Origin of the sequence: Bradyrhizobium yuanmingense (assembly GCF_025200905.1) — a bacterium.
Lineage (GTDB): Bacteria > Pseudomonadota > Alphaproteobacteria > Rhizobiales > Xanthobacteraceae > Bradyrhizobium > Bradyrhizobium yuanmingense.
This window is the reverse complement of record NZ_CP104173.1, coordinates 1,761,221-1,785,231: the sequence shown is the minus strand read 5'-3', so window position 1 is coordinate 1,785,231 and position 24,011 is coordinate 1,761,221. Positions and strand designations below refer to the sequence as shown.

The window sequence follows — 24,011 nt, the reverse complement described above, 5'->3', positions numbered from 1 at the left end:
GCAGGCATTCTGGGTCCCGGCTCGCGCTACGCGCGTCCGGGACACAAGCCTAAGCCGTCGCCGCCTTGAGCAGCCGTTCCGCCGCAGCCCTCGCCTCGGCCGTGATCTCGGCGCCGGCGAGCATGCGGGCGATCTCCTCGCGGCGGTGGTCGGCGGCGAGCGCATTGACGCGGGTGGCGACGCGCTTGCCCTTGTCGAGGGCGTCCTTGGAGATGAGCAGGTGCTGGTCGGCGCGGGCGGCGACCTGCGGGGCGTGGGTCACGGCCATGACCTGGACCTTGCCGGCAAGCCGCGCCAGGCGCCCGCCGATGGCGTCCGCGACCGCGCCGCCGACGCCGGTGTCGATCTCGTCGAAGACGAGCGTCGGCGCCGACCCGCGGTCGGACAGCACGACCTTGAGCGCGAGCAGGAAGCGCGACAGCTCGCCGCCGGAAGCGACCTTCATCAAGGGCCCCGGTCTGGTGCCCGGATTGGTCTGCACCCAGAACTCGACGCGATCGAAACCTTGCGGCCCGGGCGCAGCCTCGTCGGTCTCGACCTGGGTCATGAACCTCGCGCGTTCGAGCTTGAGCGGGGCAAGCTCGGCATTGACCGCCTTGTTGAGCTTCTCGGCCGACTTCTGCCGCGCCAGCGACAGCTTCTTGGCGGCCGCCGCATAGCGGCTGTCCGCCTCGATCGCGGCCTGCTCCAGCTTCTTCAAGCGCGAGGCGCCGGCATCGATCAGGACGACGTCGGCGGCGTATTTGGCGGCCAGCGCGGCGAGGCCGTCAACCGGGGTCGAATATTTGCGAGACGCCGCACGCAAAGCAAAAAGCCGTTCCTCGATGCGCTCGAGCTCGGCCGGATCGAAATCAGTTGCGGCCAGCGCCGCCTGGAGATGCTGATCGGCCTCCTCCAGCGCGTTGATCGCCGCGTCGATTGCCTTTACCGCGGGCTCGACCAGCGCCGGCGAGTTGACGCCGCGGCGCTCCAGCCGGCGCACCGCCGCCGAGAGCGCGGCAACCGGCGAATGATTGCCGCCGACCGCCTCCTGCGCCTCGCGCAGGTCGGAGGCGATCTTCTCGCCCTGCATCATGGTGGTGCGGCGGGAGGCCAGTGCGGTTTCCTCGCCATCTTTGGGCGCGAGCTGCTTCAGCTCGTCGGAGGCGTGACGCAGATAATCGGCCTCGCGCGCCGCGCGCTCCATGGCGGCGCGATGCTCCTCAAGCGCGGTGTTGGCGGTGCGGCGCGCATCCCAGAGCGCTTCGACGGCCGCGACGTCCTTCTCCAGGCCGGCAAAAGCGTCGAGCAGGCGGCGGTGGGTGGCGGCATCGACCAGCGCGCGCTCGTCGTGCTGGCCGTGGATCTCGACCAGGGCGGTGCCGACCGCCTTCAGCGTCTGCACGCTGATCGATTGGTCGTTGATGAAGGCGCGGGTGCGGCCGTCGGCGAGCTGCACGCGCCGGAGAATCATCTCGCCGGTGTCGTCGAGGCCATTCTCGGCCAGTATCTTCGTCGCAGGGTGATTCTTCGGGACATCGAACACGGCCGTGACCTGCCCCTGCTCCGCGCCGTGACGCACGAGGCCGGCGTCGCCGCGGCCGCCGAGCGCCAGCGCAAAGGCATCGAGCAGGATGGATTTGCCCGCACCGGTCTCGCCGGTCAAAACCGCGAGGCCGGAGGCGAATTCGATATCGAGCCGTTCGATCAGGACGATGTCACGGATCGACAGACGCGCCAGCATGGAACCAAATTTCCTAGCCGAGACCCATCTTCTTGAAGGTCCGGCTGATCCAGGACCCCTGATTCTCGCTCGGCTCGAGACCGCCGGATTTTACAAGATTATAGGCGTCCTTGTACCAGCGGCTGTCAGGAAAATTGTGCCCAAGCACCGCCGCCGCGGTCTGCGCTTCGCCAACGATGCCGATCGCCATATAGGCCTCGGTGAGCCGGAACAGCGCCTCCTCGACATGGCGAGTGGTCTGGTACTGGGTCACGACGGTCTTGTAACGATTGATGGCGGCCGTGTAGTCGCGCTTCTGGGCGTAGTAGCGGCCGACATTCATTTCCTTGCCGGCGAGCTGGTCGCGCGCGCCCTCGATCTTGGCCTTGGCCGAGGTCGCATATTCCGAGTTCGGATATTTGCGCACCACCTCTTCCAGCGCAGCGATCGCCTTTTCGGTGCGGGTCTGGTCGCGGCTGATGTCCGGGATCTGGTCGTAATGGGAGGCGGCGATCAGGTATTGCGCATAGGCCGCATCCGGGCTGCCGGGATGCAGCGTGACGTAGCGGGTGGCGGCACCGATGCAACCGTCATAATCGCCGCCCTGATAGGACGCATAGGCCGACATCAGCAGCGACTTGCGGGCCCAGTCGGAATAAGGATGCTGGCGGTCGACCTCTTCGAACTTCTTGTTCGCCGCCTTCATGTCCTTCTTCTCGTTCATGAGGTACAGGCCCTCATTGTAGATCTTGTCGGCGGGCTCCTCGACGAAGGTGTCATCCTTGGCGGTGAACTTGTCCCAGAGCGCGCCCGTGCCGCATCCGGCGAGCGGCAGCGCAAGAACGATGAAGGTGACGGCCTGAATCAGCCCGCGGGCTCGCGACGAGACCGAGAAATATCCGCGCGTCATACGCTGTGCCGACATGAGTTTAAGCCCTGACGCCCTGTGATGCGGTGTCCGCCAGCCCACGAACCCCTCATGGGCGCGAAATGTAACCGTGGTGCCTGCCATGCGACCACGCCGATGTATCCGAAAACGATCGTTAACGAACCGGATAGGGAGGCATTTCGCCCGGATTAAGGCGAACCTGCCGCAATGCTAGCCGATCATGGTTACCAGGAGTTTCCCGGGGGGCCGCCAACCGCGTTCTGAAGGCGGCAGGCCGCGTCAGGACACATCCGGTCCGAAGGCCGCAGCGACCCGGCCGCCGACGATGCCGCGACCGACCTCGCCCACGGCACGCGTGGTGCGGCGGGCAGCCTCGCCCTCGACCACCCGCCAGGCGGTCCGGTCGGCGAGCAGCGCCGTCAGGACGGCGTGGTTGAGCTTGTGGCCGCCACGCACCGAGCGGTAGGCGCCAAGCAGCGGCAGGCCGGCCAGCGAGAGGTCGCCGATCACGTCCAGCACCTTGTGACGGGCGCATTCATCGGCGTAGCGCAGGCCTTCGGTATTGAGCAGCCGCTCGTCATCGAACACGACGGTGTTGTCGAAGGAGGCGCCGAGGGCATAGCCCGCGCTCCACAGCCGCGCGACATCGTTCATCAGGCCGAAGGTCCGAGCCCGGCCGACTTCGCGGCGGAAACCTTCCGGATTGAGGTCGAAGGCGTAAGCCTGCTGGCCGATGACGGGATTGGTGAAATCGATCTCGACCTCGACGCGGAACCCGTTGGTGTGGGGCCTGATCTCGCCGAAGGAGTCGCCGATCTTGACCGAGATCGGCTTCAGAACCTGGATGAAGCGGCGCTGCGCCGGCTGGGTGACGATGCCGGCCTGGTCGATTGCCGCGATGAAGGCGGCGGCGCTGCCGTCCATGATCGGGACTTCGGGACCGTCGATCTCGATGGTAGCGTTGTCGACACCCATTCCCCGCAGTGCAGCAAGGACATGCTCGGCGGTGGACACCAGCGGACCGTTGCGGTCGCCGAGGACGGTGGCAAAGTCAGTCGCAATCACCTGCTCGGCGGTGGCCTGAACTTCGCGGTCACTTCCCTCAAGTCCGGTCCGGACAAAAATAAAACCCGCGTCGACAGGCGCAGGCCCAAGCGTGAGAGTGACAGGAAGACCGGAATGAACGCCCACGCCTGCCACAGAGGCTTGCGCACGAAGCGTTGTTTGCCGGCTAAATTTCATCAGGAACCCGCCCCACTAAGACCCACTGCGACTTATACGAGACCCGCTTGGCCGGCCAGAGCCGACGCTACCGAATCTCCGTATCCCCAAGTCACGGCAAACCATAGTTGCAGCCTCAAACAGCGCCAACTCACGCTTTTTTACCGATTGTTACCCCAAACCTGCCGTATTCGCGCCAAGGCTTAACCAAATTGCGCCGGGTTTCGGGACCGCTATCGGCAGTTCTACTGAACCACCGAAGCCGTAATTAATCATTTAAAATCAGTTGTTTGGCTGCTCAATCCGGACATGCCCGGGACAAAAGGAAAGGTCCCGGCGAGCTCCTCGCCGGGACCTTTTTTTGTCTGCCTTATTGTAACAATCCTCAGGTCGCCTGCCGCCGCAGGAAGGCCGGGATATCAAGATGGTCGTCACCCTGTGGCGCCGGCGCAACAGGCGCGGGGCGGCCATGGACGTCCAGACCCTGCGGCGCGGGACGGCGGGCATACTCCGATACCGGCTCGTTGGACGCGATCTGCTGCGCCACGGTCTTCTGCGGCCTGCGCTCGGGCAGCGGCGGCATGGCGGGACCGGCGGTGCGGGCCGCGACCGGTGGCTCGCTTTCCTCGTCGCGACGGCCGAGGCCGACATTGGCGAGGCGCTGCAGCAGCGACAGGCGGGTCTTCTGCGGGGTCTCCTCCTCAGCCTCGCCGCGGGCCTGCCGAATCTCGGCTTGCGCCGGCATCGGCAGCTCCTCGATTCGCGGCATGCGCGGCGCGCGGGCCGGACGCTCGGCCTGCGGCGGGATGAAGGTATCAGGCGTCATCGGCTCCTGCACCGCGACCGGGGCCATGTCGGCCTCCGGGAACAGGGTCGGCTTCTGCGCGATCGGGCGCACGGTGACGTCGCCATAAGTCTGTGGCGCGGGCGGCTGCGGCACCTCGGAAACGGCAGCGGCGATCGCGGCGAGCGCAGCACGCTCGACGTTCGGACGGGGCGCGGCGGCAGCCGGAGCCGGCGCGGCGGCCGGGGTCTGGGCTTCCAGCTTCTGAGCGCGCTCGGCCAGACGCTGATTGTCGGCACGCAGCCGGGCGGTCAGGTCGGCGAGACGGCTCTCGGCGGCGGCGGCCGGGGCGGCAGCCTGCTGCATCTGCGGTGCCGGGTTGGCGACGGGCGCAGAGGTGGCCTGGCTGTTGCGGGCGATCGCGGCCTGCTCGATGCCGGTGGCGACCACCGAGACGCGGATCAGACCGTCGAGCGCTTCGTCGAAGGTGGCGCCGACGATGATGTTGGCGTCCTGGTCGACTTCCTCGCGGATGCGGGTCGCGGCTTCGTCGACCTCGAACAAAGTGAGGTCCTTGCCGCCGGTGATGGAGATGAGGAGGCCCTTGGCGCCCTTCATCGACGAGTCGTCAATCAGCGGGTTGGCGATCGCGGCTTCCGCGGCGGTCAGCGCGCGCTTGTCGCCGGAGGCTTCGCCGGTGCCCATCATCGCCTTGCCCATCTCGCGCATGACGGCGCGGACGTCGGCGAAGTCGAGGTTGATCAGGCCTTCCTTGACCATCAGGTCGGTGATGCAGGCGACGCCCGAATAGAGCACCTGGTCGGCCATCGCGAAGGCGTCAGCGAAGGTGGTCTTCTCGTTGGCGACCCGGAACAGGTTCTGGTTCGGGATGATCAGGAGCGTATCCACGACCTTGTGCAGCTCGGAGATGCCGGCTTCGGCCGTGCGCATGCGGCGCTGGCCCTCGAAGTGGAACGGCTTGGTCACCACGCCGACGGTGAGGATGCCCATGTCGCGCGCGGTCTTGGCGATGACGGGAGCTGCACCCGTGCCGGTGCCGCCGCCCATGCCTGCGGTGACGAACACCATGTTGGCGCCCGAGAGATGGTCGCGCAGCTCGTCGATCACCTCTTCCGCTGCCGCGGCGCCGACGTTCGGCTGCGAGCCGGCGCCGAGGCCTTGCGTGACGGCCGTGCCCATCTGCACGATGCGCTGCGCTTTCGACATCGTCAGCGCCTGCGCGTCGGTGTTGGCGACCACGAAGTCGACGCCCTGCAGGCCCGCCGTGATCATGTTGTTGACGGCGTTGCCGCCGGCGCCGCCGACGCCGAACACGGTGATCCGGGGCTTCAGTTCGTGAATATCAGGAACATTGATGCTGATGGTCATGGTTGCCTCTCGATCACGCGCGCGTGGGTTCGCCCCGGCCGGTGGCCGCGGGAGTTGGTGAAAATCGAAGATTGCGGAAAGCGGTCATCAGAAGCCCTCGCGTAGCCATCGTCCGACCTTTCCGAAATATCCGCCGGTCCCTGTCTTGATCTGCTGCCGCGTATGCCGCGGTTCGACATGTTCGAGGTGAACATATTGCGGGTAGACCAGAAGTCCGGCCGGCACCGCGAACGCGGCGTTCTTCGCCTCGTTGGGAAGCCGGCCGAAACCGAGCGGACGACCGACCCGCACGGGCCGGCCGAGAATCCGGGTGCCAAGATCGACGAGGCCGGTCAGCTGGGAGGCCCCGCCCGAGAGCACGACGCGGCCGTTCGGCTCTGCGGCGAAGGGCGAATCCTTCAGCTTGTCCCGAACCATTTCGAAGACTTCCTCGGCACGGTGCTTGACGATGTTCGCGATGGTGGCGCGGGAGACGATCTGCGGCAGATCCTGCTCGTCACCGGCTGTCGGCACAGACATCAGCTCACGCGAGTCCGATCCGCCGGTGATGACGGTACCGTATAAGGTCTTGATTCGCTCGGCATCGGCAATGGTCGCCGAGAGTCCGCGCGCAAGATCCATCGTGATGTGTTGCCCGCCGACCGCAAAACCCGCCGCATGCACGAAGCGGCCGCCCGAATAAACGGCAATCGTGGTGGTGCCGGCGCCCATCTCGACGACAGCGGCGCCGAGATCGGCCTCGTCGTCGGTCAGCACCGACAGTCCGGCCACATAGGGGCTGGCTGCCATGGCTTCGACATTGATGTGGCAGCGCTCCACGGCCAGCATCAGGTTCCGCGCCACGGTGGCGTCGCAGGTGACGACGTTCATGTCGACGCCGAACTGGTGCGCGACCATGCCGCGGGGATCGCGGATTCCTTTGACACCATCGAGCGTGTAGCCGACCGGCAGGGCGTGCAGCACGGTCCGGCCTTCGCCGGTGGCGTGGCGCATGCCGGTGGAGGTGACGCGACTGACGTCGGCCGGCGTCACGGCGCCGCCACGAATGTCGGCGGCAGCCTCGACCAGCTGGCCGGCGAGCCGGCCGCCGGAGACCGACAACAGCACGGACTCGACCCGCACCTTGGCCATCTTCTCCGCGAGCCCGACGGCCTGGCGCACCGCCTGCTCGCATTCGCCGAGATCGATCACCGCGCCGGCCTTCATGCCGCGCGCCTGGATCTGGCTGTAGCCGATCAATTCCACCGCATGTGTGCGGCCGCGCAGCGCATCGCTCGGCGGCGACGGCTTCAGCCGCGCGATCATGCAGGCGATCTTGCTGGTGCCGATGTCGAGGCAGGCGACGATGCCGCCGCGCTTGTGCGGCATCGGGCGCGTCTTCGGCGTCTGGGTGCGATCGAGACCGGTCATGCGGAATCCCCGGCCTTCTTTTTCTTCTTGTCCTTGAACAGCTCCTCGCGCGCCTTGGCGGCGTCCTCGGAGAGCTGCACCACCAGCCGGTCCGGCAGGCGCATGTCGACGGCGACGATATCGCGCGAGAACAGCCTGTCCTCCTTGTCGAGCTTCGACAGCATCGCAAGCGCGTTGCCGACGTCCTGCTCGGGCAGGCGAATGTCGAGACCGTCCTTGAGCCGCAGGTTCCAGCGCCGCTCGCCGACGTAGATCGCGGCCTTGGTCACCGAATGGACCTGCGGGTAGCGCGCCAGCAGCGCCAGGAAATCGCGAGCCTGGGTCTCGGCGCCCTTGCCGACCACGAGCGGCAGCGACAGGAAGCGGCGCGAGACATAGGGCTCGAGCACGGCGCCGTCGTCGGCGATGACGGAGAGCCGGCCGGCCTCCTGCCACAGCGCGAACGCCTTGCGCTCGGTGAGCTCGATCATGAGCTGGCCCGGATAGAGCTTCAGCACGGTCGCATCCGCGATCCAGGGATTGGCCTTGAGCTTGTCGCGCACCGCCTCGGCATCGAGGAACAGCAGCGAGGAGCGACCGCTGACGCCGCCGATCGCGAGGATCTCGTCCTGGGTCAGCTGCTTGCGGCCGTTGATCACGACGGAGGTGATGCGGAAGCCGGCGGAATTGGCCAGCGCATTGCGGGCATCGCTGACCGCGGTGACGAAATCCTGGAGGTGGCCGCCCTTGACGATGCCGAAGCCGCAGCTGCCGATCAACAGCAGCACGGTCATGCTGAGGCCGACCCGGCGCGGCAGATAGCGCTCGACCAGCGCGACCAGGCGCGGCGGCGGCTCGCGCTCGACGGCGGCCTTGGCCTGGGCTTTGGCTTTGGCCTTGTCCCTGGCGGCAGCGCGCGCCGCTTCGTGCCTGTCCTGCACCCACTCGCGCAGAAGCACGACCGCTCCGATAGCGGCCGCCTTCAGGTCAGCTTGAGGCCTCAGCGATCTCAAAACCGATCGGGTGAGGCGTCCTGCACCATCCATTGCACGAGCTCGTCAACAGTTTGCCCGCGACATCGCGCGGATCCTGGCGAACATGACGTCTCGGACTTGCCGGGCCGGGTGCTGGTCTTCAGCAGAAGAAAACCTCTCCCCTTCAAAGCGTTCGCTGGAGGTGACATCACCCGCGACAGCTCACGCGCCGGCAGCCAAAGCGCCATATGCGCCGCCAGCGTTAACCTTCGGACGTCCTGGTAAACAAAAGGTAAAATTCGTTAACGACCTGCGCATTTTGCCTCGCGATATCTGGCATTTGCGCCGCCATGTCCGGCATTTTACCGGTTTTGGCCACCAAACCGGCCCGTTTCGCCGGTCCGGCCGTTAACCAGTCCTGACTATTTCCGCACGCGCTGGCAGGCGAGCTCGACCAGGCCGCGCAGGAAGTCGACGAACTCGATGCCTTCGGCTTTCAGCGCCTTGGGGTAGAGCGAGGACTTGGTCAGCCCGGGCAGCGTGTTGGTTTCGAGATAGACGAGGCCCTTGTCCGAGACGATGAAGTCAGAGCGGGAGTAGCCGGTGCAGGACATTGCGCAATGGGCCAGCATCGCCTGCTCCTTAAGCGCGGCGGTGATCTCGGGTGCGAAGCGGCCGGGGCAGATCTCCTGGGTCGATTTCAGAAGATATTTCGCCGCGTAGTCGAAATTGCCCTCGCCCGGAATGATCTCGATCGGCGGCAGCGAGATGATCGAGCCGTCGGTGCGCTCCAGCACACCGCAGGTCGCCTCCACGCCGACGATGTAGGGTTCGATGACGTACTCTTCATGCTTCGCTGCGTTGCGGACAGCGACGAGGTCCTGCTTGGCATTGACGAAGATCAGGCCGTAGCTCGACCCGTCGCGCGCGGGCTTTGCGATCAGCCTTCCATACTCGGCGAAAGCCTCGTCGATATCATCGAGCGCAAGATTTTCCGGCGGCGTCACGCCGCCGAGCGCGGCGAAGCGCTTGGCTGCGATCTTGTCGAAGGCCAGATGCGACGACGCCGAGCCCGAGCCGGTGAAGGGCACGCCGCGCGCCTCGCACATCACCTGCAATTCGCCGTTCTCGGCCCGCCCGCCGTGCAGGCCGAGCACCAGCACGCGATCCTCAGCCTTGGCCCGGTCGAGCGCCTGCGCGAGCGGGACGCCGCGCGTGCCCGGCTTGAATTCGTCCTCGAACGGGCGGGCATGCTCGAGCAGCTGCTTCGACTGCACGACGTGCACCTTGTCCTCGACGTCCCACCACCAGAGGTCAGCCTCGGGCAGCGCCTGATGCAGCGCCTGGGCTGTGGCAACCGAGACGAGACGCTCGCGGTTGGAGCCGCCGAAGAGGATGGTGATGCGCATGTTTCTGTCACCCATGTGTATCGTCATTCCGGGATGCGCCGAAAGGCGCAGGCCCGGAATCCATAACCACGATCGTGAGTATGGATACTCGGGTGCGCAATTGCGCACCATAGCTCGCGACTTCGTCGCGCTCCGGAACGACGGTGATCATGAAACCCCGATCCGCTTGATTTCCCAGTGTAGCTCGATTCCGGAATTCGCCTTCACGCGTGCACGTACCGTCTCGCCCAGCGTCTCGATGTCGTGCGCGGTGGCCTCGCCCGTGTTGATCAGGAAGTTGCAGTGCATCTCCGAGACCTGCGCGCCGCCGACGCGCAGGCCGCGGCAGCCGGCGGCGTCAATCAGCTTCCAGGCGGAATGGCCGGGCGGATTCTTGAAAGTCGAGCCGCCGGTTTTCTCGCGGATCGGCTGCGCGGTCTCGCGATGGCTCTGCACCTCCGCCATGCGCGCGCGGATCGCCTCCGCATCCCTGATCTCGCCGCGAAAGCGCGCGGAGGTGAAGATGATGGAGGGATCGACGCCGCTGGAGCGGTAGACGAACTTCATCTCGGCGTTGGAGAAGACGTGCTTGGTGCCGTCGCGCCCGATGCCCCTCGCCTCGATCAGCACGTCCTTGGTCTCGTCGCCATTGGCGCCGGCATTCATGCGCAACGCACCACCGATCGTGCCGGGAATGCCGAAATAGAATTCGAGCCCACTGATATTGGCGGAGGCCGCAACTTCGGCCACGCGCTTGTCGAGCGCAGCCGTGCCGGCCGTGACGATGTCGCCGCTCGCAGTCGCCTCGCCGAAGGCGCGCGGCGCGAGACGAATGACGACGCCGGCAATGCCGCCGTCGCGCACGATCAGATTGGAGCCGACCCCGATGACGTAGACGGGAATGGCGGAGGCGAGATGCGCCAGGAAGTAAGCGAGATCGTCCTCGTCCGCCGGCGTGAACAGCACCTGCGCGGGACCGCCGACGCGAAACCAGGTGAGCTCGGCCAGCGACTGGTTCGCCAACAGCCGCCCGCGAAGCTCGGGCATCGCGGCTTTGAGTGAAGGGGTGATGTCGGGAAATCCCACCGCGCTACCCCAGCGCCTTCAACTGGTCCGGCAGCGCATACGCCCATTGCGTGATGTTGCCGGCGCCGAGACACACAACGAGATCGCCGCTCTTGGCGATGCCATGAACGATTTTGGCTAGTTCGCCGGCATTGGGCAGCGGGATCACCTCGCGATGGCCGTGGGCGCGCAGGCCGGCGACGAAATGGTCGCGGTCGATGCCTTCGATCGGCGCCTCGCCGGCAGCATAGACGTCGGCGACGACGACCGCATCGGCATCGTTGAAGCAGGTGCAGAACTCCTCGAACAGCGATTGCAGGCGGGTGTAGCGATGCGGCTGCACCACCGCGATCACCTTGCCGGTGTAAGAATCGCGCGCGGCCTTCAGCACGGCTGCGATCTCCACGGGGTGATGGCCGTAATCATCGATCACGGTGACGCCGTTCCACTCGCCGGTCTTGGTGAAGCGCCGCTTGACGCCGCCGAAGCCCGCCAGCGCCTTGCGGATCGCCTCGTCAGACACGCCGAGTTCGTGCGCGACCGCGATCGCCGCCGTCGCGTTGGAAGCATTGTGCCGGCCCGGCATCGGCAGCGCGAGATCGGCGATCTCATGCGTGGTGCCGGTCTTGCGGTCACGGATCACGACCTTGAATTTCGAGCCGCCACCGCCGGCGGTGAGATCGACCAGCCGCGCATCGGCCTGCGGATTCTCGCCATAGGTGATGATGCGACGGTCCTCGATCTTGCCGACGAGGCTCTGCACCACGGGATGATCGATGCACATCACGGCAAAGCCGTAGAACGGCAGGTTCTCGACGAAGTGACGAAACGCGTCCTGCACGGCCTCGAAGGTCTTGAAGTGATCGAGGTGCTCGGGGTCGACATTGGTGACGATCGCGACATCGGTCGGCAGCTTCAGGAACGTGCCGTCGCTCTCGTCGGCCTCGACCACCATCCAGTCGCCGGCGCCAAGCCGCGCGTTGGAGCCGTAGGCGTTGATGATGCCGCCGTTGATCACGGTCGGGTCGAGCCCGCCGGCGTCGAGCAGCGTGGCGACCATCGTCGTCGTGGTGGTCTTGCCGTGGGTGCCGGCGATGGCGACGCAGCTCTTCAACCGCATCAGCTCGGCCAGCATCTCGGCGCGGCGCACCACGGGAATGCGCCTCTCGCGCGCCGCCATCAGTTCCGGATTGTCGCGCTTGATCGCGGAAGACACGACCACGACCTCGGCGCCGGCGATATTCTCGGCCTTGTGGCCGACCGACACTTTCGCGCCCTTCTTGCGCAGACGGTCGAGATTGTAATTGTCGGCGGCGTCCGAGCCCTGCACGGCATAGCCGAGATTGGCCAGCACCTCGGCGATGCCGCTCATGCCGATCCCGCCGATCCCGACGAAGTGGATGGGTCCGATCTCGCGCGGCAGTCTCATGTGGTTTCCTTGGGGTCATCGTCCGCGAAGGCGGACGATCCAGTACTCCGCGACGCCAGAGATTCAATTCAACTGCGTCGGATACTGGATGCCCCGCTTTCGCGGGGCATGACAAGTGGCTTTTTTGGCCATTCGGGCCGGAACAGGCGTCAGATTCCCGCGGTCTTCACCACGAGATCCGCCAGCCGCTCGGCCGCATCGAGCCGCCCCGCCCCCTTCGCCGCCGCCGCCATAGCGGCAAGCCGTGCCGGCTCGGCGGCGAAGCCAGAAAGTTCGGATGCCAGCCGGTCGGAGCTGAACTCGGTCTGCGGGATGCGGATCGCGCCGTCGACCTTGGCCAGCACGCCGGCATTGGCGAACTGGTCCTGGTCGATCGAGCCCGGCAACGGCACCAGGATGGAGGGCCGGCCGATCGCGGCGAGCTCGGCCACGGTCCCCGCACCGGAGCGCGATACCACGAGATGATTGGAGGCAAGCCGCGCCGGCAGATCCGTGAAGAACGGCGCGAGCTCGGCCTTGATCTTGAGCTTGTCGTAGACGGCGCGCACGCGGCTCATGTCCTCTTCGCGCACCTGCTGGGTGAGGACGAGACGGCTCCACAGCGCAGGCTCGAGCCGCTCGATCGCGCTAGGCACGATGTCGGCCATGATGCGCGCGCCCTGGCTGCCGCCGACGACGAGCAGACGCAGCGGACCGTTCGGCTCGGGCGCGGCATACTTCACCGCGGCGGCCGCGAGGATCGCCGGACGCATCGGCGTGCCGACGGTCGTCGTCTTGCCTGCCAGCGCAGGATCGCGATCGAGCACACCGGGCAAGGACGTCGCGATGGCGCGCACGCGGCTCGACAGGAACCGGTTGGCGCGGCCGAGCACGGCGTTGGCGTCGTGGATGATGCCGGGCACGCCGGCGAATTTCGCCGCGACCAGCGGCGGCAAGGTCGGATAGCCGCCGAAGCCGACGACGGCGACGGGCTTCAACCGCTTGATCAGCGCGTAGGCCGACAGCGTGCCGGCGGCAAGCGTGAGGCCGGCATAGGCCAGCTGAAGCGGATTGCGGCCGCGCGCGGTCTCGCTTCTGACCACGTCGATCATGTCCTTGCTGAACAGCCCGCTATAGCGCAGCGCGCGCTCGTCGGTGACGAGGCGGACGCGATAGCCGCGCCGGATCAATTCGACGCCGAGGGCCTCGGCCGGGAACAGATGGCCGCCGGTGCCGCCCGCGGCGAGAAGAATCAGGGGGGACGTGTCCATAATGAGGGAGTTTTACAGGGTCTTTCTCGTCATTGCGAGCGAAGCGAAGTAATCCAGACCACCTCCGCGGAGACAGCCTGGATTGCTTCGCCGCTTCGCTCCTCGCAATGACGGCTCACGCGTAACTGCGCATCGCCTCGGCGTGGCCGCTCGCCTCGACCTCGGTGCGCGGGCGCAGCCGCGTCAGCGCCAGCATCATGCCGACGCCATAGGCGAGCGAGACCATCGAGGAGCCGCCATAGGAGATGAAGGGCAGCGTCATGCCCTTGGCGGGGATGAGCTGCAGGTTCACCGACATGTTGATCGCCGCCTGCACGCCGAACAGGATCGCGAGCCCGGAGGCCGCAAAGCGCGAGAACATGTCCTCGTTGGCATAGGCGCGCGACAGCGTGCGCATGACCACGAAGGCGAACAGCGCCAGCATCGCAAGGCACAGGATGATGCCGAACTCTTCGCCCGCGACCGCGAAGACGAAGTCGGTGTGGCTGTCCGGCAGGCTGCGCTTGGCGATGCCCTCGCCCGGTCCGAGCCCGAACCAGCCGCCGTTGTAGAAGGCTTCCATGGCGGTATCGACCTGGAAGGTGTCGCCGGAGGCCGGGTTCATGAAGCGCTTGATGCGCCCCGCGACGTGCGGAACGAACAGATAGGCGCTGAACAGGCCGGCCGCGCCGAGACCTGCGAGGCCGAACACCCAGATCATCCGCATGCCCGCGATGAAGAACAGCGAGCCCCACACCATCAGGACCAGCATGGTCTGGCCGAAATCCGGCTCCATCACCAATAGCGCGACCAGCATCAGCAGCAGCACCACCGCCATCGAGGTCGCCGGCATCTCCGGGCGCCTCGTCGATTCCGCGAACAGCCAGGCCGCGATCACGACGAAGGACGGCTTTGCGATCTCGGAGGCCTGGATGTTGACGCCGAGCAGCGTGATCCAGCGGCGCGAGCCCTTCACCTCCGGGCCGAAGGCGAGCGTGAGCACGATCAGGACGATGCTCGCCGCGAAGATGATCAGCGCCGAGCGGCGGATCGCGCGCGGCGACAGGAAGGACACCCCGAGCAGCACGATGCAGGACGGCACCAGGAACAGCACGTGGCGGCTGAAGAAATGGAAGGCATCGAGCCCGATGCGGGTCGCAACCGGCGGGCTCGCCGCCAGCGACAGGATCACCCCGGTCAGCATCAGCCCCAGGATGGCGCCCATCAGCGGCTTGTCGACGGTCCACCACCACTCGGAAAAGGGGGTGCGTTCTTCACGGGAGAGCATGGGCGGCCGCTTTCGGACAGAGGTCCGTTCATTGGTCGCCGAGGTTGGTTACCGGGAGGTTAAAGGGACGGGTAACTTTTGAGCGAAGCGTTGGTGCCGGGCTACGAACCGGGAGCCCTGACGAATCGATAGGGTATGCCGCCAAACGCCAGAGTGAGAACGCCATCCTCGGCGAATGAGAACTGGGTTCGTTCAACTTGTGGAGCTGAGGGCTGGTCGGTGACAATCGTCGAGCCCTCCACCCGATATCGAAGATTGATGATTTGTCGCTTGTCGTGCTCACGAATTGTGTAGCGCAGCCCACCGCTCTCATCGAACTCGAGCAGGACATTTCCCAGGCGGGCTAGCGCCAGTTCATCGGTCTCATCTACAAGCCAGGCGCCTACCAGAGTCATTATGTCATTCAATGGTTGGTGTCGGTGTCCTCACACTACCGGCTGCACACCCGGCAGCGCTTGCACCAGCTCGCGGAACTTGGTGCCGCGGATCTCGAAGTTGCGGTACTGGTCGAAGGAGGCGCAGGCGGGGGACAGCAGCACGACGGCATCGGTGAGGCCCGACGCTTCCGCATCGCGGGCCGCGTGTTCGACCGCAACGTCCAGGGTCTGGCTGATCTCGTGCCCGACCTGTGTGCCCAGCGTGCCCGAAAACTCCTGCGCGGCTTCGCCGATCAGATAGGCCTTGCGGATGCGCGGGAAGAACCCGGTCAGGCCAGTGATGCCGCCCGCCTTCGGCTTGCCGCCGGCGATCCAGAAGATCTCCGAAAACGACGACAGCGCATGCGCGGTGGCGTCCGCGTTGGTGCCCTTGGAATCGTTGACGAACAACACGTTGCCGCGACGCCCGACCTGCTCCATGCGATGCGCCAGGCCCGGAAAGCTGCGCAGGCCGTTCTGCAGCACGTCCTGGCTGATGCCCATGGCGAGCGCGGCGGCGGCCGCGCAGGCCGCGTTCTGCGCGTTGTGCTGGCCGCGCAGCGAGCCGATGCCACCGAGCGCGGCGATCTCGCTGCGGGCGCCGCCCGCGGCGCGCACGATGGTGCCGTGCTCGACGTAAATGCCCGACGCGAGCGGGTTCTTGACCGAGATGCGCACCACGTTCTTGCCAGCGCGGTCGAGCCGGTCGGCGATGTCGCGGCAAAAGCCGTCATCGACACCGACAATCGAGGTGCCGCCGCCTTGCACGCCGGCCACGAGGCGCTCCTTCACCGCGGCGTAATGCTCGATCGTGCCGTGGCGATCGATATGGTCCTCACTGACATTGAGCAGGATGCCGACGGAGGGATCGAGCGAGGGCGCAAGGTCGATCTGGTAGGACGACATCTCGATGACGTGGACGCGGCCCGTGCGCGGCGGCTCCAGCGACAGGATCGCGGTGCCGATATTGCCGCCCATCTGGGTGTCGTAGCCGGCGACCTTGGTCAGATGCGCGATCAGCGCCGTCGTGGTCGACTTGCCGTTGGTGCCGGTGATGGCGACGAACGGCGCGTCCGGCGCATGGCGGCGCCGCTCGCGGCAGAACAGCTCGATGTCGCCGATCACCTCCACCCCTGCCTCGCGCGCCTTCAAGACGCTCCAGTGCGGCACCGGATGGGTGAGCGGCACGCCGGGCGCGAGCACGAGGGCTGCGAAATTCGCCCAGGAAACGTTGCGCAACTCCGCGGTGATGAAGCCGGCCTGCGTGGCCTTGGCGACGTTCTCGGCATTGTCGTCGGCCGCGATCACTTCGGCCCCGCCGGCCTTCAACGCATGGCAGGAGGCGAGCCCCGAGCCGCCGAGGCCGAACACCGCGACCGTCTTGCCGGCGAAGGACGTGACGGGGATCATCGATCGGTCACCGCAGCTTCAGCGTCGAGAGGCCGGCGAGCGCCAGCATCACCGAGATGATCCAGAATCGGATCACGATCTGCGGCTCGGTCCAGCCCTTCTGCTCGAAATGATGGTGGATCGGCGCCATCGCGAACACGCGCTTGCCCGTGAGCTTGAAGGACACGACCTGCACGATGACCGAAACCGCCTCGAGCACGAACAATCCGCCGATCACCGCGAGCACGATCTCGTGCTTCACCGCGACCGCAATCGCGCCGAGCATGCCGCCGAGCGCGAGCGAGCCGGTGTCGCCCATGAAGATCGAGGCCGGCGGCGCGTTGAACCAGAGGAAGCCGAGGCCAGCGCCGAGCAACGCGCCGCAGAGCACCGCGAGCTCGCCGGTGCCGGCGACATATTTGATCTGGAGGTAATCGGCGAACACCAAGTTGCCGGTGAGATAGGCGATCATCGCGAAGCTCGCGGTGGCGATCATCACCGGCACGATGGCGAGGCCGTCGAGGCCGTCGGTGAGGTTCACCGCATTGCCGGCGCCGACGATGACGAAGGCGCCGAAGACGACGAAGAACCAGCCGAAATGCAGCACGGTATCCTTCAGGAAGGGAATCGTCAGCGCGGTGGAGGCGGGATCGCGGTTGAGCCGCACCAGCGCATAGCAGGCGACCAGCGCAATCACGGCTTCGATCAGGAGGCGTAGCTTGCCGCCGAACCCGGTCGTGGTCTGCTTGGTCACCTTGAGGTAATCGTCATAGAAGCCGACGAAGCCGAAGCCGAGCGTCACCGCCAGCACGATCCAGACATAGGGGTTGAGCGGATTGGCCCACAGCACGGTGCCGACCGTGAGCCCGGACAGGATCATCAGCCCGCCCATGGTGGGCGTGCCCTTCTTGGAAAGATGCGATTGCGGACCGTCGGTGCGGATCGGCTGGCCCTTGCCCTGACGGATGCGCAAGTGATCGATGATCCAGGGGCCGAACAGGAACACGAACAGCGCGCCGGTCACGATGGCGCCACCGGTGCGGAAGGTGATGTAGCGGAAGACGTTCAGGAAGGTGCGAAAGGCACCGAAGCCCGGAAATGTGTTGGAAAGCTCGATCAGCCAGTAAAACATTCAGACGGTCCTATGGCGCCTTTGCACGTCCAGGTGCTTCACGCGCATTCGCTGGTCTTCGTCATGGGCCGCGCGTTTCGGGAAACGGACGGCTTCCGCCGCAAAGGGTGGGATTCGGGAACGGCGTCTTCCAAGCAGTTTACGCCTTTGCCTGCAAGGCGGCCACCAGCCCCGGCACAAACTTGTTGACCCAGAACATCTTCTTGCTGCCCTTGACAACCACGACGTCGCCTGCCTTCAGCAGATTTGCGACCTCGTCCGGCTTCAGCGTGGCGGGATCGTCGTGCCAGCCAAGACCCTTGCCCGAGGGCAATGCGTCGAACAGGTGGCGCATCAGCGGCCCGACGCAATAGACGCCATCGATGCCGTCGAGGTGGCTGGCAAGGCCGGTGTGATAGCTCGTTGCGTCCGCGCCGAGCTCGAGCATGTCGCCGAGAATCGCGATGCGACGGCCGCCGCTCATGTTGCGCGCCTGCAGACTTTGCAGCGCCGCGGCCACGCTGGCCGGATTGCCGTTGAAGCTGTCGTCGATCACGGTGACGTCGCCGACCGCCTGCTCGACGCCGCGGCCGGTCATGATGCCGACGCGGTCGAGCTTGACCGCGAGCGTCGCGACGTCGAGATGCGCGGCATGAACCGAGGCGAGCGCGGCCAGCGCATTGTGCACCCGGTGCGGCGCGCCAGGGGTGAGGCTGAAGGCGATCTCCTTCCTGCCGATCGCGGCCACGACCTGCCAGCTCTCGCCGTGCGGCGCGTGCGCGACCTCGTGCACCTCGGCATGCTCGCCGCCGAAGCGCACGACCTTGCCCTTCCACTCGGAAGCCTTGATTCCGGCGGGCAGCACCAGCACGCCGTTCTCGGGCAGTCCGAGCGCGATCGATACCTTCTCGCGCCGGATGGCTTCGAGCGAACCGAGCTTTTCCAGATGCACCGGCTGGACGTTGACGACGAGCGCGACGGTTGGCTGCGTGAGCTCGCTGAGACGGGCGATCTCGCCCTTCTGGTTCATGCCCATCTCGACGACCCAGAGGCTGGCGTCCCGCCTGGCATTGCACAGCGTCAGCGGCACGCCCCAGAAATTGTTGAAGCTCGAGGGGCTCGCATAGGCGTTCGGATAGGCGGCGAGAAATTCCTTGGTGCTGGTCTTGCCGGCGCTGCCGGTGAGCCCGATCACCGGGCCGCTGAAGCGCGCGCGTGCGGCGCGCGCGAGGGCCCAGAGGCCGTCGATCAGCGTGTCCTTGACGACGATCTGGGGAATGCGGATGCCCGCGATCTCGTGCGGCACGATCATCGCGACGGCGCCTGCGGCTTCCGCCTTGTCGGCGAACTCCCAGCCGTCGCGCGCGCTGGCGAAAGCCGAGATGAAGCCGCCGCTCGGCGTGCCGCTCAGCGCAACGAACAGGCTGCCCGGCTTCACCAGCCGACTGTCCTGGGTGACGAAGTCTATTGCCGTGTCCGGGAAAGATCCCGTAACACCAAGCGCGCGCGCGACCTCGGCAACCGTCCATATTGGCCCGCTCATGCAACCCTCGACGCTAGTGCGGCGGCGACCGCCTCGTGATCACTGAAAGGCAGCACCTCGCCGCCGACGATCTGCCCGGTCTCGTGGCCCTTGCCGGCGATGAGCAGCGCATCGCCCTCCTGCAAGCCCTCGATCGCGGCGCGGATCGCCTCGGCGCGGTCGCCGATCTCGCGGGCGCCCTTGGCGGCGGCGAGGATCGCGGCGCGGATCGCTTCCGGCTTCTCGCTGCGCGGATTGTCGTCGGTGACGATGACGGCGTCGGCGTTCGCCTCCGCGATCTCGCCCATGATCGGACGCTTGCCGGCATCGCGGTCGCCGCCGGCGCCGAACACGACGACCAGCTTGCGCTTCGCATAAGGCCGCAGCGCCTGCAGCGCCTTCGCGAGCGCATCGGGCTTGTGCGCATAATCGACGAAGATCGGCGCGCCGTTGCGCTCGCCGACGCGCTCGAGCCGGCCCTTGGCGCCTTCGAGATGTTCGAGGTTCGCAAACACGTTTTCAGCACCGCTGCCCGTGCCGATGGCGAGGCCGGCCGACACCAGCGCATTCTCGATCTGGAATTCGCCGACCAGCGGCAGCCGGATCGCGTAAGCCCTGCCGCGATGTTCGACCGTAAGCTTTTGCGAGAAGCCTTCGACTACGGCCTCCGTGAGGCGAATGCCCTCGCCGGCGCCATCGCCGTTGCGGCCGACCGCCATGACGCGCAGGCCGCGCGATGTTGCCGCATCGATCGCCTCCGCCGAGCAATCATGATCGGCCGAGATCACCGCAGCGCCATCAGGCGGGACCAACTCGCGGAACAGGCGGAGCTTGGCCGCGAGATAATGCGCAACGGTCGGATGGTAATCCATGTGGTCGCGCGAGAGATTGGTGAAGCCGCCGGCCGAGACGCGCACGCCGTCGAGGCGATATTGGTCGAGCCCGTGCGAAGACGCCTCGAAGGCGAGATGCGTGACGCCCTCGCGCGCGATCTCGTCCAACTGCCGGTGCAGCGCGACCGGATCCGGCGTAGTCAGCGAGCCATAGACGGTGCGCTTCTGCGATACGAGACCGATGGTGCCGATGCTGGCGGAGGCGTGCCCGAGCCGCTCCCAGATCTGGCGCGTGAACGCGGCGACCGAGGTCTTGCCGCTGGTTCCGGTCACCGCGGCAATCGTCGCGGGCTGTGCCGGGAAAAATCTGGCCGCGGCAAGTGCCAACGCGCGGCGTGGATTGGCGACAGCGATGAACGGCACCTTGCAGGCGTCCGGTGCATGGTTGCCGACGACGGCCACCGCGCCCGCCGCAATCGCGGCATCGACGAAGCGGGCGCCGTCGGTCTTGCTGCCTGCGAGCGCGAAGAAGAGATCGCCCGGCTTGACCACGCGGCTGTCGAGCGCAAGGCCGCTCACCTCGAGCGCCGCAGCGGCGGGCTCGATCGCGGCATCATTGCCCTTGACATCCTGACCCAAGAGGTCGCGCAGCTTCATGGTGTTCCAGTCGACATGCCGTGCCGGAAAGCCGAATCCTCCGGGGAAAATCCCGACTCAGCAGCGGCGATGGCCCACCCGGTTGATTACTGGGTTGTCCTGGATGCTGCAAGAATAAGGCGCTCCGCAGGCGGCAGCTCGAACCGCGGCTCGACCCCCAGAAGCGGCGCGATCCGCTCGATCACCTTGCCGCCGGTCGGCACCGCGTTCCAGCCCGAGGTGATGAAACCATGCGTTTCCGGCAGTGCCTGCGGCTCGTCCAGCATGATCAGGACGTGATATTTGGGATCATCGCAGGGCAGGATGGCGGTGAAGGAATTGAGCACGCGCTTCTTGGCGTAGCGGCCGTTGACGACCTTCTCGGACGTGCCGGTCTTGCCGCCGACGTAATAGCCCTTGACGTCCGCCTTTCTCGCCGAACCGACTTCGGCATTGAGCCGCATCAGGAACCGCATCTTGTCGCTTGTCTCCGGCTTGATAACGCGCTTGGCCATCGCCATGGCTTCGGATTCGCTGCGCTTCAGGAATGTCGGCGGAATCAGATAGCCGCCGTTCACCAGCGCGTTGATGCCCATCACCGCCTGCAGCGGCGCCACCGACAGGCCCTGGCCGAACGCGGCGGTGACCGTGTTCAGCTCGCTCCAGCGCCGCGGCAGCAGCGGCGCCGCACTCTCCGGCAATTCGGTGCGCAGCCGCGTCATCTGGCCCAGCTTGGCGAGGAACGCCTTGTGCGCCTCGACACCCTGGTTGAGCGCAATCCGTGCCGCCCCGATGTTGGAGGAATAGGTGAACACTTCCTTGGTGTTGATGAAGCGCCCGACCGGATGGCTGTCGTGGATGGTGAACTTGCCGTAGTGCAGGTTGCCGCGTGCGTCCCACATCGAGTTCAGATTGATCTTGCCGGAATCGAGCCCCATCGCCAGCGTGAACGCCTTGAAGGTCGAGCCCATCTCGTAGACGCCGGTGGTGAGGCGGTTGATGCGGTCGGGGTCGTGCGCTTCCTTCGGATTGTTGGGATCGAAGTCCGGCAGCGAGACCATCGCCACGATCTCGCCGGTCTTGACGTTGGAGACGATGCCTGAGGCGGCCTTGGCGCGGAACTTGTCCTTGGCCTTCAACAGCTCGTCGCGCAGCGCATGCTCGACCCGCAGATCGACCGCGAGCTCGATCGGCTTCTGCAACCGGTCGGTGGCAAAGCCGGCGCGGTGGAGGTCGGCGAGCCCTTGATTGTCGAGCCACTTCTCGAGGCCGGCGATGCCCTGGTTGTCGATATTGACGAGACCGATGAGGTGAGCGACCTCGTTGCCGGTCGGATAGACGCGCTTGTTCTCGCGCAGGAATCCGATACCAGGAATGCCGAGCTTGTGGACGGCCTGCTGCTGCGCCGGCGTGACCTCGCGCTTGAGCCAGACGAAGCCCTTGCGTGTCCTTAGGCGCTCGCGCACCTCGGCCTCGTCGAGGTCGGGAATGGTCGCGGTGAGGAGCTCGATCGCCTCGTCCTTGTCGATGATGCGGCGCGGCTCGCCGAACAGGCTCGCCGCCTTGACGTCGGTCGCAAGGATGGCGCCGTTGCGATCGACGATGTCGGGCCGCGCGGTCGCAACCACCTCTTGCGCTGCGGCGCGGCGCGCGCTGTGGGCGTCGGCGCCGATCGCGAACATCACGAGCCGCCCGCCGATCAGGGCATAGACCGAAGCGAAGGCGAGCATGGCGAGGCCGACACGCGCGCGCGCCTTCGCGGCGCGATCGACGTTGCGCCCGTAGAGCAGGCTACGGATCAGCCGCCGCCGCCAAGGCTCAGTCGACTTCTCGATGGGTTTTGCAGGCGTTGCCGGGCTCATTGCTTATCCTCGGGCTGAGGCACGGAGCCCGTCACCGCATCAGGGTCGCTCGCGGCTTCGATGGTCTTGAGCATGGCCCCGATCGGATCGGGCTCGCCCGGCCTGAACATCCGGGGCGGACGCTCCGGCAGGTTCTTCAGCGAATCATATTGCGTGCCATTGACCGGCTTGAGGTGCAGATGCCGGTCGGACAGCCCTTGCAGGCGGTGAGGCGCGTCGAGCTTGGCCCATTCGGCCCGCAGCGCCGCGATCGCATCGCGCTGCTCGCGGATCTCCGCGCGCAGCCGCAGCACCTTCTCGGTGCGCGCCGTGGAGTCCATCTTGATCCGGTAGACATGGGCGGCTGCGAAGATCAGCGCACCGATGACGAGGAGGTGGATGATGCGCATGCGCTAGCCGCCCCTCATCACGTCGGCGAGCTTCGGCCAGGACGATGCCTCATCGGTCTCATGCGCCGGCGCCGCGGTGCGCTCGGCCGCGCGCAGCTTTGCCGAGCGCGCGCGCGGATTGTGCGCAACTTCGTCCTCGCCGGCGACGACCGGCCGCCGCGTCAGCAGCTGGAAGCTCGGCGCAATCTGCGCGACCTCCGGCAGATGCCGCGAGCCGCCGCCGGTCTTGGAGCGCTCGGCGAGGAAATTCTTGACGATGCGGTCTTCCAGCGAATGGAACGAGACGACGACGAGGCGGCCGCCGGCCTTGAGCACGCGCTCGGCCGCAGCGAGCGCGGTCTGGAGCTCCTCGAGCTCTTCGTTGACGAAGATGCGCAGCGCCTGGAACGTCCGTGTCGCCGGGTGAATGTCGCCGGGCTTGGATCGCACCACCCTGCCGACGAGATCGGCGAGCGCGCGGGTGGTCGTGAACGGGGTTTCCTGCCGGTCCGCGACGATGGCGCGGGCGATGCGGCGCGAATGCCGCTCCTCGCCAAAGAGATAGATGATGTCGGCGAGATCGCCTTCCGAGGCGCGCGCGACGATTTCGGCCGCGGTCGGACCTGTCTGGCCCATCCGCATGTCGAGCGGACCGTCGAGGCGGAAGGAGAAGCCACGGCCGGCCTGGTCGAGCTGCATCGAGGATACCCCGACATCCATCACGACGCCCTCGACGTCATCGACGCCCTGCGCGTCGCAAACTTCGGCGAGATTGGAGAAGCGGTCCTCGACCAGCGTCAGCCGGCCCGCGGCGCGTTCGACCAGCTCGGCACCGCCGGCAATCGCGGTGCGGTCGCGATCGATGGCAATCAATCGGGTTCCCGGCACGTCCAGGATCGCGCGGCTATAGCCGCCGGCGCCAAAAGTGGCATCGACGTAGACGCCGCCCTCGCGCGGGGCGAGATGCGCGATGGCCTCACGGCCAAGAACGGGGATGTGCGGAACCGAACTCATGCGCGACGCCTGCCGGCCGCCGGCCGAGATACCCAAGCGGAATCGAGGCCGAACAAGCCCATAACGCCTCGAATCATTGCGCGTCGCGGCGGTTCCACGACAAAGCCCCCGTC

The 24,011-nt window shown here is 66.5% G+C and carries 19 protein-coding genes; all 19 read right to left on the bottom strand.

Going from position 1 to position 24,011, the window contains the following annotated elements:
- Nucleotides 1-49 precede the first annotated feature (49 nt).
- Nucleotides 50-1,723 carry a DNA repair protein RecN gene (recN, locus tag N2605_RS08350; protein WP_036003579.1) on the bottom strand — a complete coding sequence of 558 codons (1,674 nt, stop codon included), beginning with the start codon at nucleotides 1,721-1,723 and terminating at the stop codon, nucleotides 50-52.
- A gap of 13 nt (nucleotides 1,724-1,736) precedes the next feature.
- A complete protein-coding gene (locus N2605_RS08345; RefSeq protein WP_036028334.1) occupies nucleotides 1,737-2,627 on the bottom strand; it encodes an outer membrane protein assembly factor BamD in 891 nt (296 codons plus the stop codon).
- A 243-nt stretch (nucleotides 2,628-2,870) separates the two neighbouring features.
- The gene (gene lpxC / locus N2605_RS08340; protein WP_036028336.1) at nucleotides 2,871-3,833 is read right to left on the bottom strand and encodes a UDP-3-O-acyl-N-acetylglucosamine deacetylase; all 963 of its coding nucleotides are present in this window, start codon (nucleotides 3,831-3,833) and stop codon (nucleotides 2,871-2,873) included.
- 364 nt (nucleotides 3,834-4,197) lie between these two features.
- Nucleotides 4,198-5,985, bottom strand: a complete 1,788-nt coding sequence (gene ftsZ / locus N2605_RS08335) for a cell division protein FtsZ (RefSeq protein WP_074447532.1) — start codon at nucleotides 5,983-5,985, stop codon at nucleotides 4,198-4,200.
- 87 nt (nucleotides 5,986-6,072) lie between these two features.
- Nucleotides 6,073-7,395: a cell division protein FtsA gene (gene ftsA, locus N2605_RS08330; protein ID WP_036003557.1), complete on the bottom strand. Its 1,323-nt coding sequence runs from the start codon at nucleotides 7,393-7,395 to the stop codon at nucleotides 6,073-6,075.
- Nucleotides 7,392-8,420 (bottom strand): cell division protein FtsQ/DivIB, encoded by a 1,029-nt coding sequence (locus N2605_RS08325; protein WP_057026921.1) that lies wholly within the window; start codon nucleotides 8,418-8,420, stop codon nucleotides 7,392-7,394. Before N2605_RS08325 ends, ftsA begins: the two co-directional genes overlap by 4 nt.
- 350 nt (nucleotides 8,421-8,770) lie before the next feature.
- Nucleotides 8,771-9,757, bottom strand: a complete 987-nt coding sequence (locus tag N2605_RS08320) for a D-alanine--D-alanine ligase family protein (protein WP_225155735.1) — start codon at nucleotides 9,755-9,757, stop codon at nucleotides 8,771-8,773.
- Nucleotides 9,758-9,904: 147 nt separating this feature from the next.
- Nucleotides 9,905-10,822, bottom strand: a complete 918-nt coding sequence (murB, locus tag N2605_RS08315) for a UDP-N-acetylmuramate dehydrogenase (RefSeq protein WP_225112586.1) — start codon at nucleotides 10,820-10,822, stop codon at nucleotides 9,905-9,907.
- 4 nt (nucleotides 10,823-10,826) lie between these two features.
- The gene (murC, locus tag N2605_RS08310; RefSeq protein WP_260346274.1) at nucleotides 10,827-12,230 is read right to left on the bottom strand and encodes a UDP-N-acetylmuramate--L-alanine ligase; all 1,404 of its coding nucleotides are present in this window, start codon (nucleotides 12,228-12,230) and stop codon (nucleotides 10,827-10,829) included.
- 149 nt (nucleotides 12,231-12,379) lie between these two features.
- Entirely contained in the window at nucleotides 12,380-13,480 is a 1,101-nt protein-coding gene (gene murG, locus N2605_RS08305) for an undecaprenyldiphospho-muramoylpentapeptide beta-N-acetylglucosaminyltransferase (protein WP_425248838.1), read from the bottom strand.
- Nucleotides 13,481-13,595: 115 nt separating this feature from the next.
- Nucleotides 13,596-14,747, bottom strand: a complete 1,152-nt coding sequence (gene ftsW, locus N2605_RS08300; protein WP_057026925.1) for a putative lipid II flippase FtsW — start codon at nucleotides 14,745-14,747, stop codon at nucleotides 13,596-13,598.
- A gap of 101 nt (nucleotides 14,748-14,848) precedes the next feature.
- Nucleotides 14,849-15,142 (bottom strand): hypothetical protein, encoded by a 294-nt coding sequence (locus N2605_RS08295; protein ID WP_036003531.1) that lies wholly within the window; start codon nucleotides 15,140-15,142, stop codon nucleotides 14,849-14,851.
- 30 nt (nucleotides 15,143-15,172) lie between these two features.
- Nucleotides 15,173-16,573: a UDP-N-acetylmuramoyl-L-alanine--D-glutamate ligase gene (gene murD, locus N2605_RS08290; RefSeq protein WP_260346273.1), complete on the bottom strand. Its 1,401-nt coding sequence runs from the start codon at nucleotides 16,571-16,573 to the stop codon at nucleotides 15,173-15,175.
- Between the two features lie 7 nt (nucleotides 16,574-16,580).
- Entirely contained in the window at nucleotides 16,581-17,684 is a 1,104-nt protein-coding gene (gene mraY / locus N2605_RS08285; RefSeq protein ID WP_036003524.1) for a phospho-N-acetylmuramoyl-pentapeptide-transferase, read from the bottom strand.
- Between the two features lie 139 nt (nucleotides 17,685-17,823).
- Nucleotides 17,824-19,206: a UDP-N-acetylmuramoyl-tripeptide--D-alanyl-D-alanine ligase gene (locus N2605_RS08280; protein WP_260346272.1), complete on the bottom strand. Its 1,383-nt coding sequence runs from the start codon at nucleotides 19,204-19,206 to the stop codon at nucleotides 17,824-17,826.
- On the bottom strand, nucleotides 19,203-20,675 hold the full coding sequence (locus N2605_RS08275; protein ID WP_260346271.1) for a UDP-N-acetylmuramoyl-L-alanyl-D-glutamate--2,6-diaminopimelate ligase: 1,473 nt from the start codon (nucleotides 20,673-20,675) through the stop codon (nucleotides 19,203-19,205). The genes N2605_RS08280 and N2605_RS08275 overlap by 4 nt, the downstream gene beginning before the upstream one ends.
- An 86-nt stretch (nucleotides 20,676-20,761) precedes the next feature.
- Nucleotides 20,762-22,516 (bottom strand): peptidoglycan D,D-transpeptidase FtsI family protein, encoded by a 1,755-nt coding sequence (locus tag N2605_RS08270; RefSeq protein WP_260346270.1) that lies wholly within the window; start codon nucleotides 22,514-22,516, stop codon nucleotides 20,762-20,764.
- Nucleotides 22,513-22,905, bottom strand: coding sequence for a cell division protein FtsL (gene ftsL / locus N2605_RS08265; protein WP_260346269.1), 393 nt, complete (start codon nucleotides 22,903-22,905; stop codon nucleotides 22,513-22,515). Before ftsL ends, N2605_RS08270 begins: the two co-directional genes overlap by 4 nt.
- A gap of 3 nt (nucleotides 22,906-22,908) precedes the next feature.
- Nucleotides 22,909-23,898, bottom strand: a complete 990-nt coding sequence (gene rsmH / locus N2605_RS08260; RefSeq protein ID WP_260346268.1) for a 16S rRNA (cytosine(1402)-N(4))-methyltransferase RsmH — start codon at nucleotides 23,896-23,898, stop codon at nucleotides 22,909-22,911.
- Nucleotides 23,899-24,011: the final 113 nt, after the last annotated feature.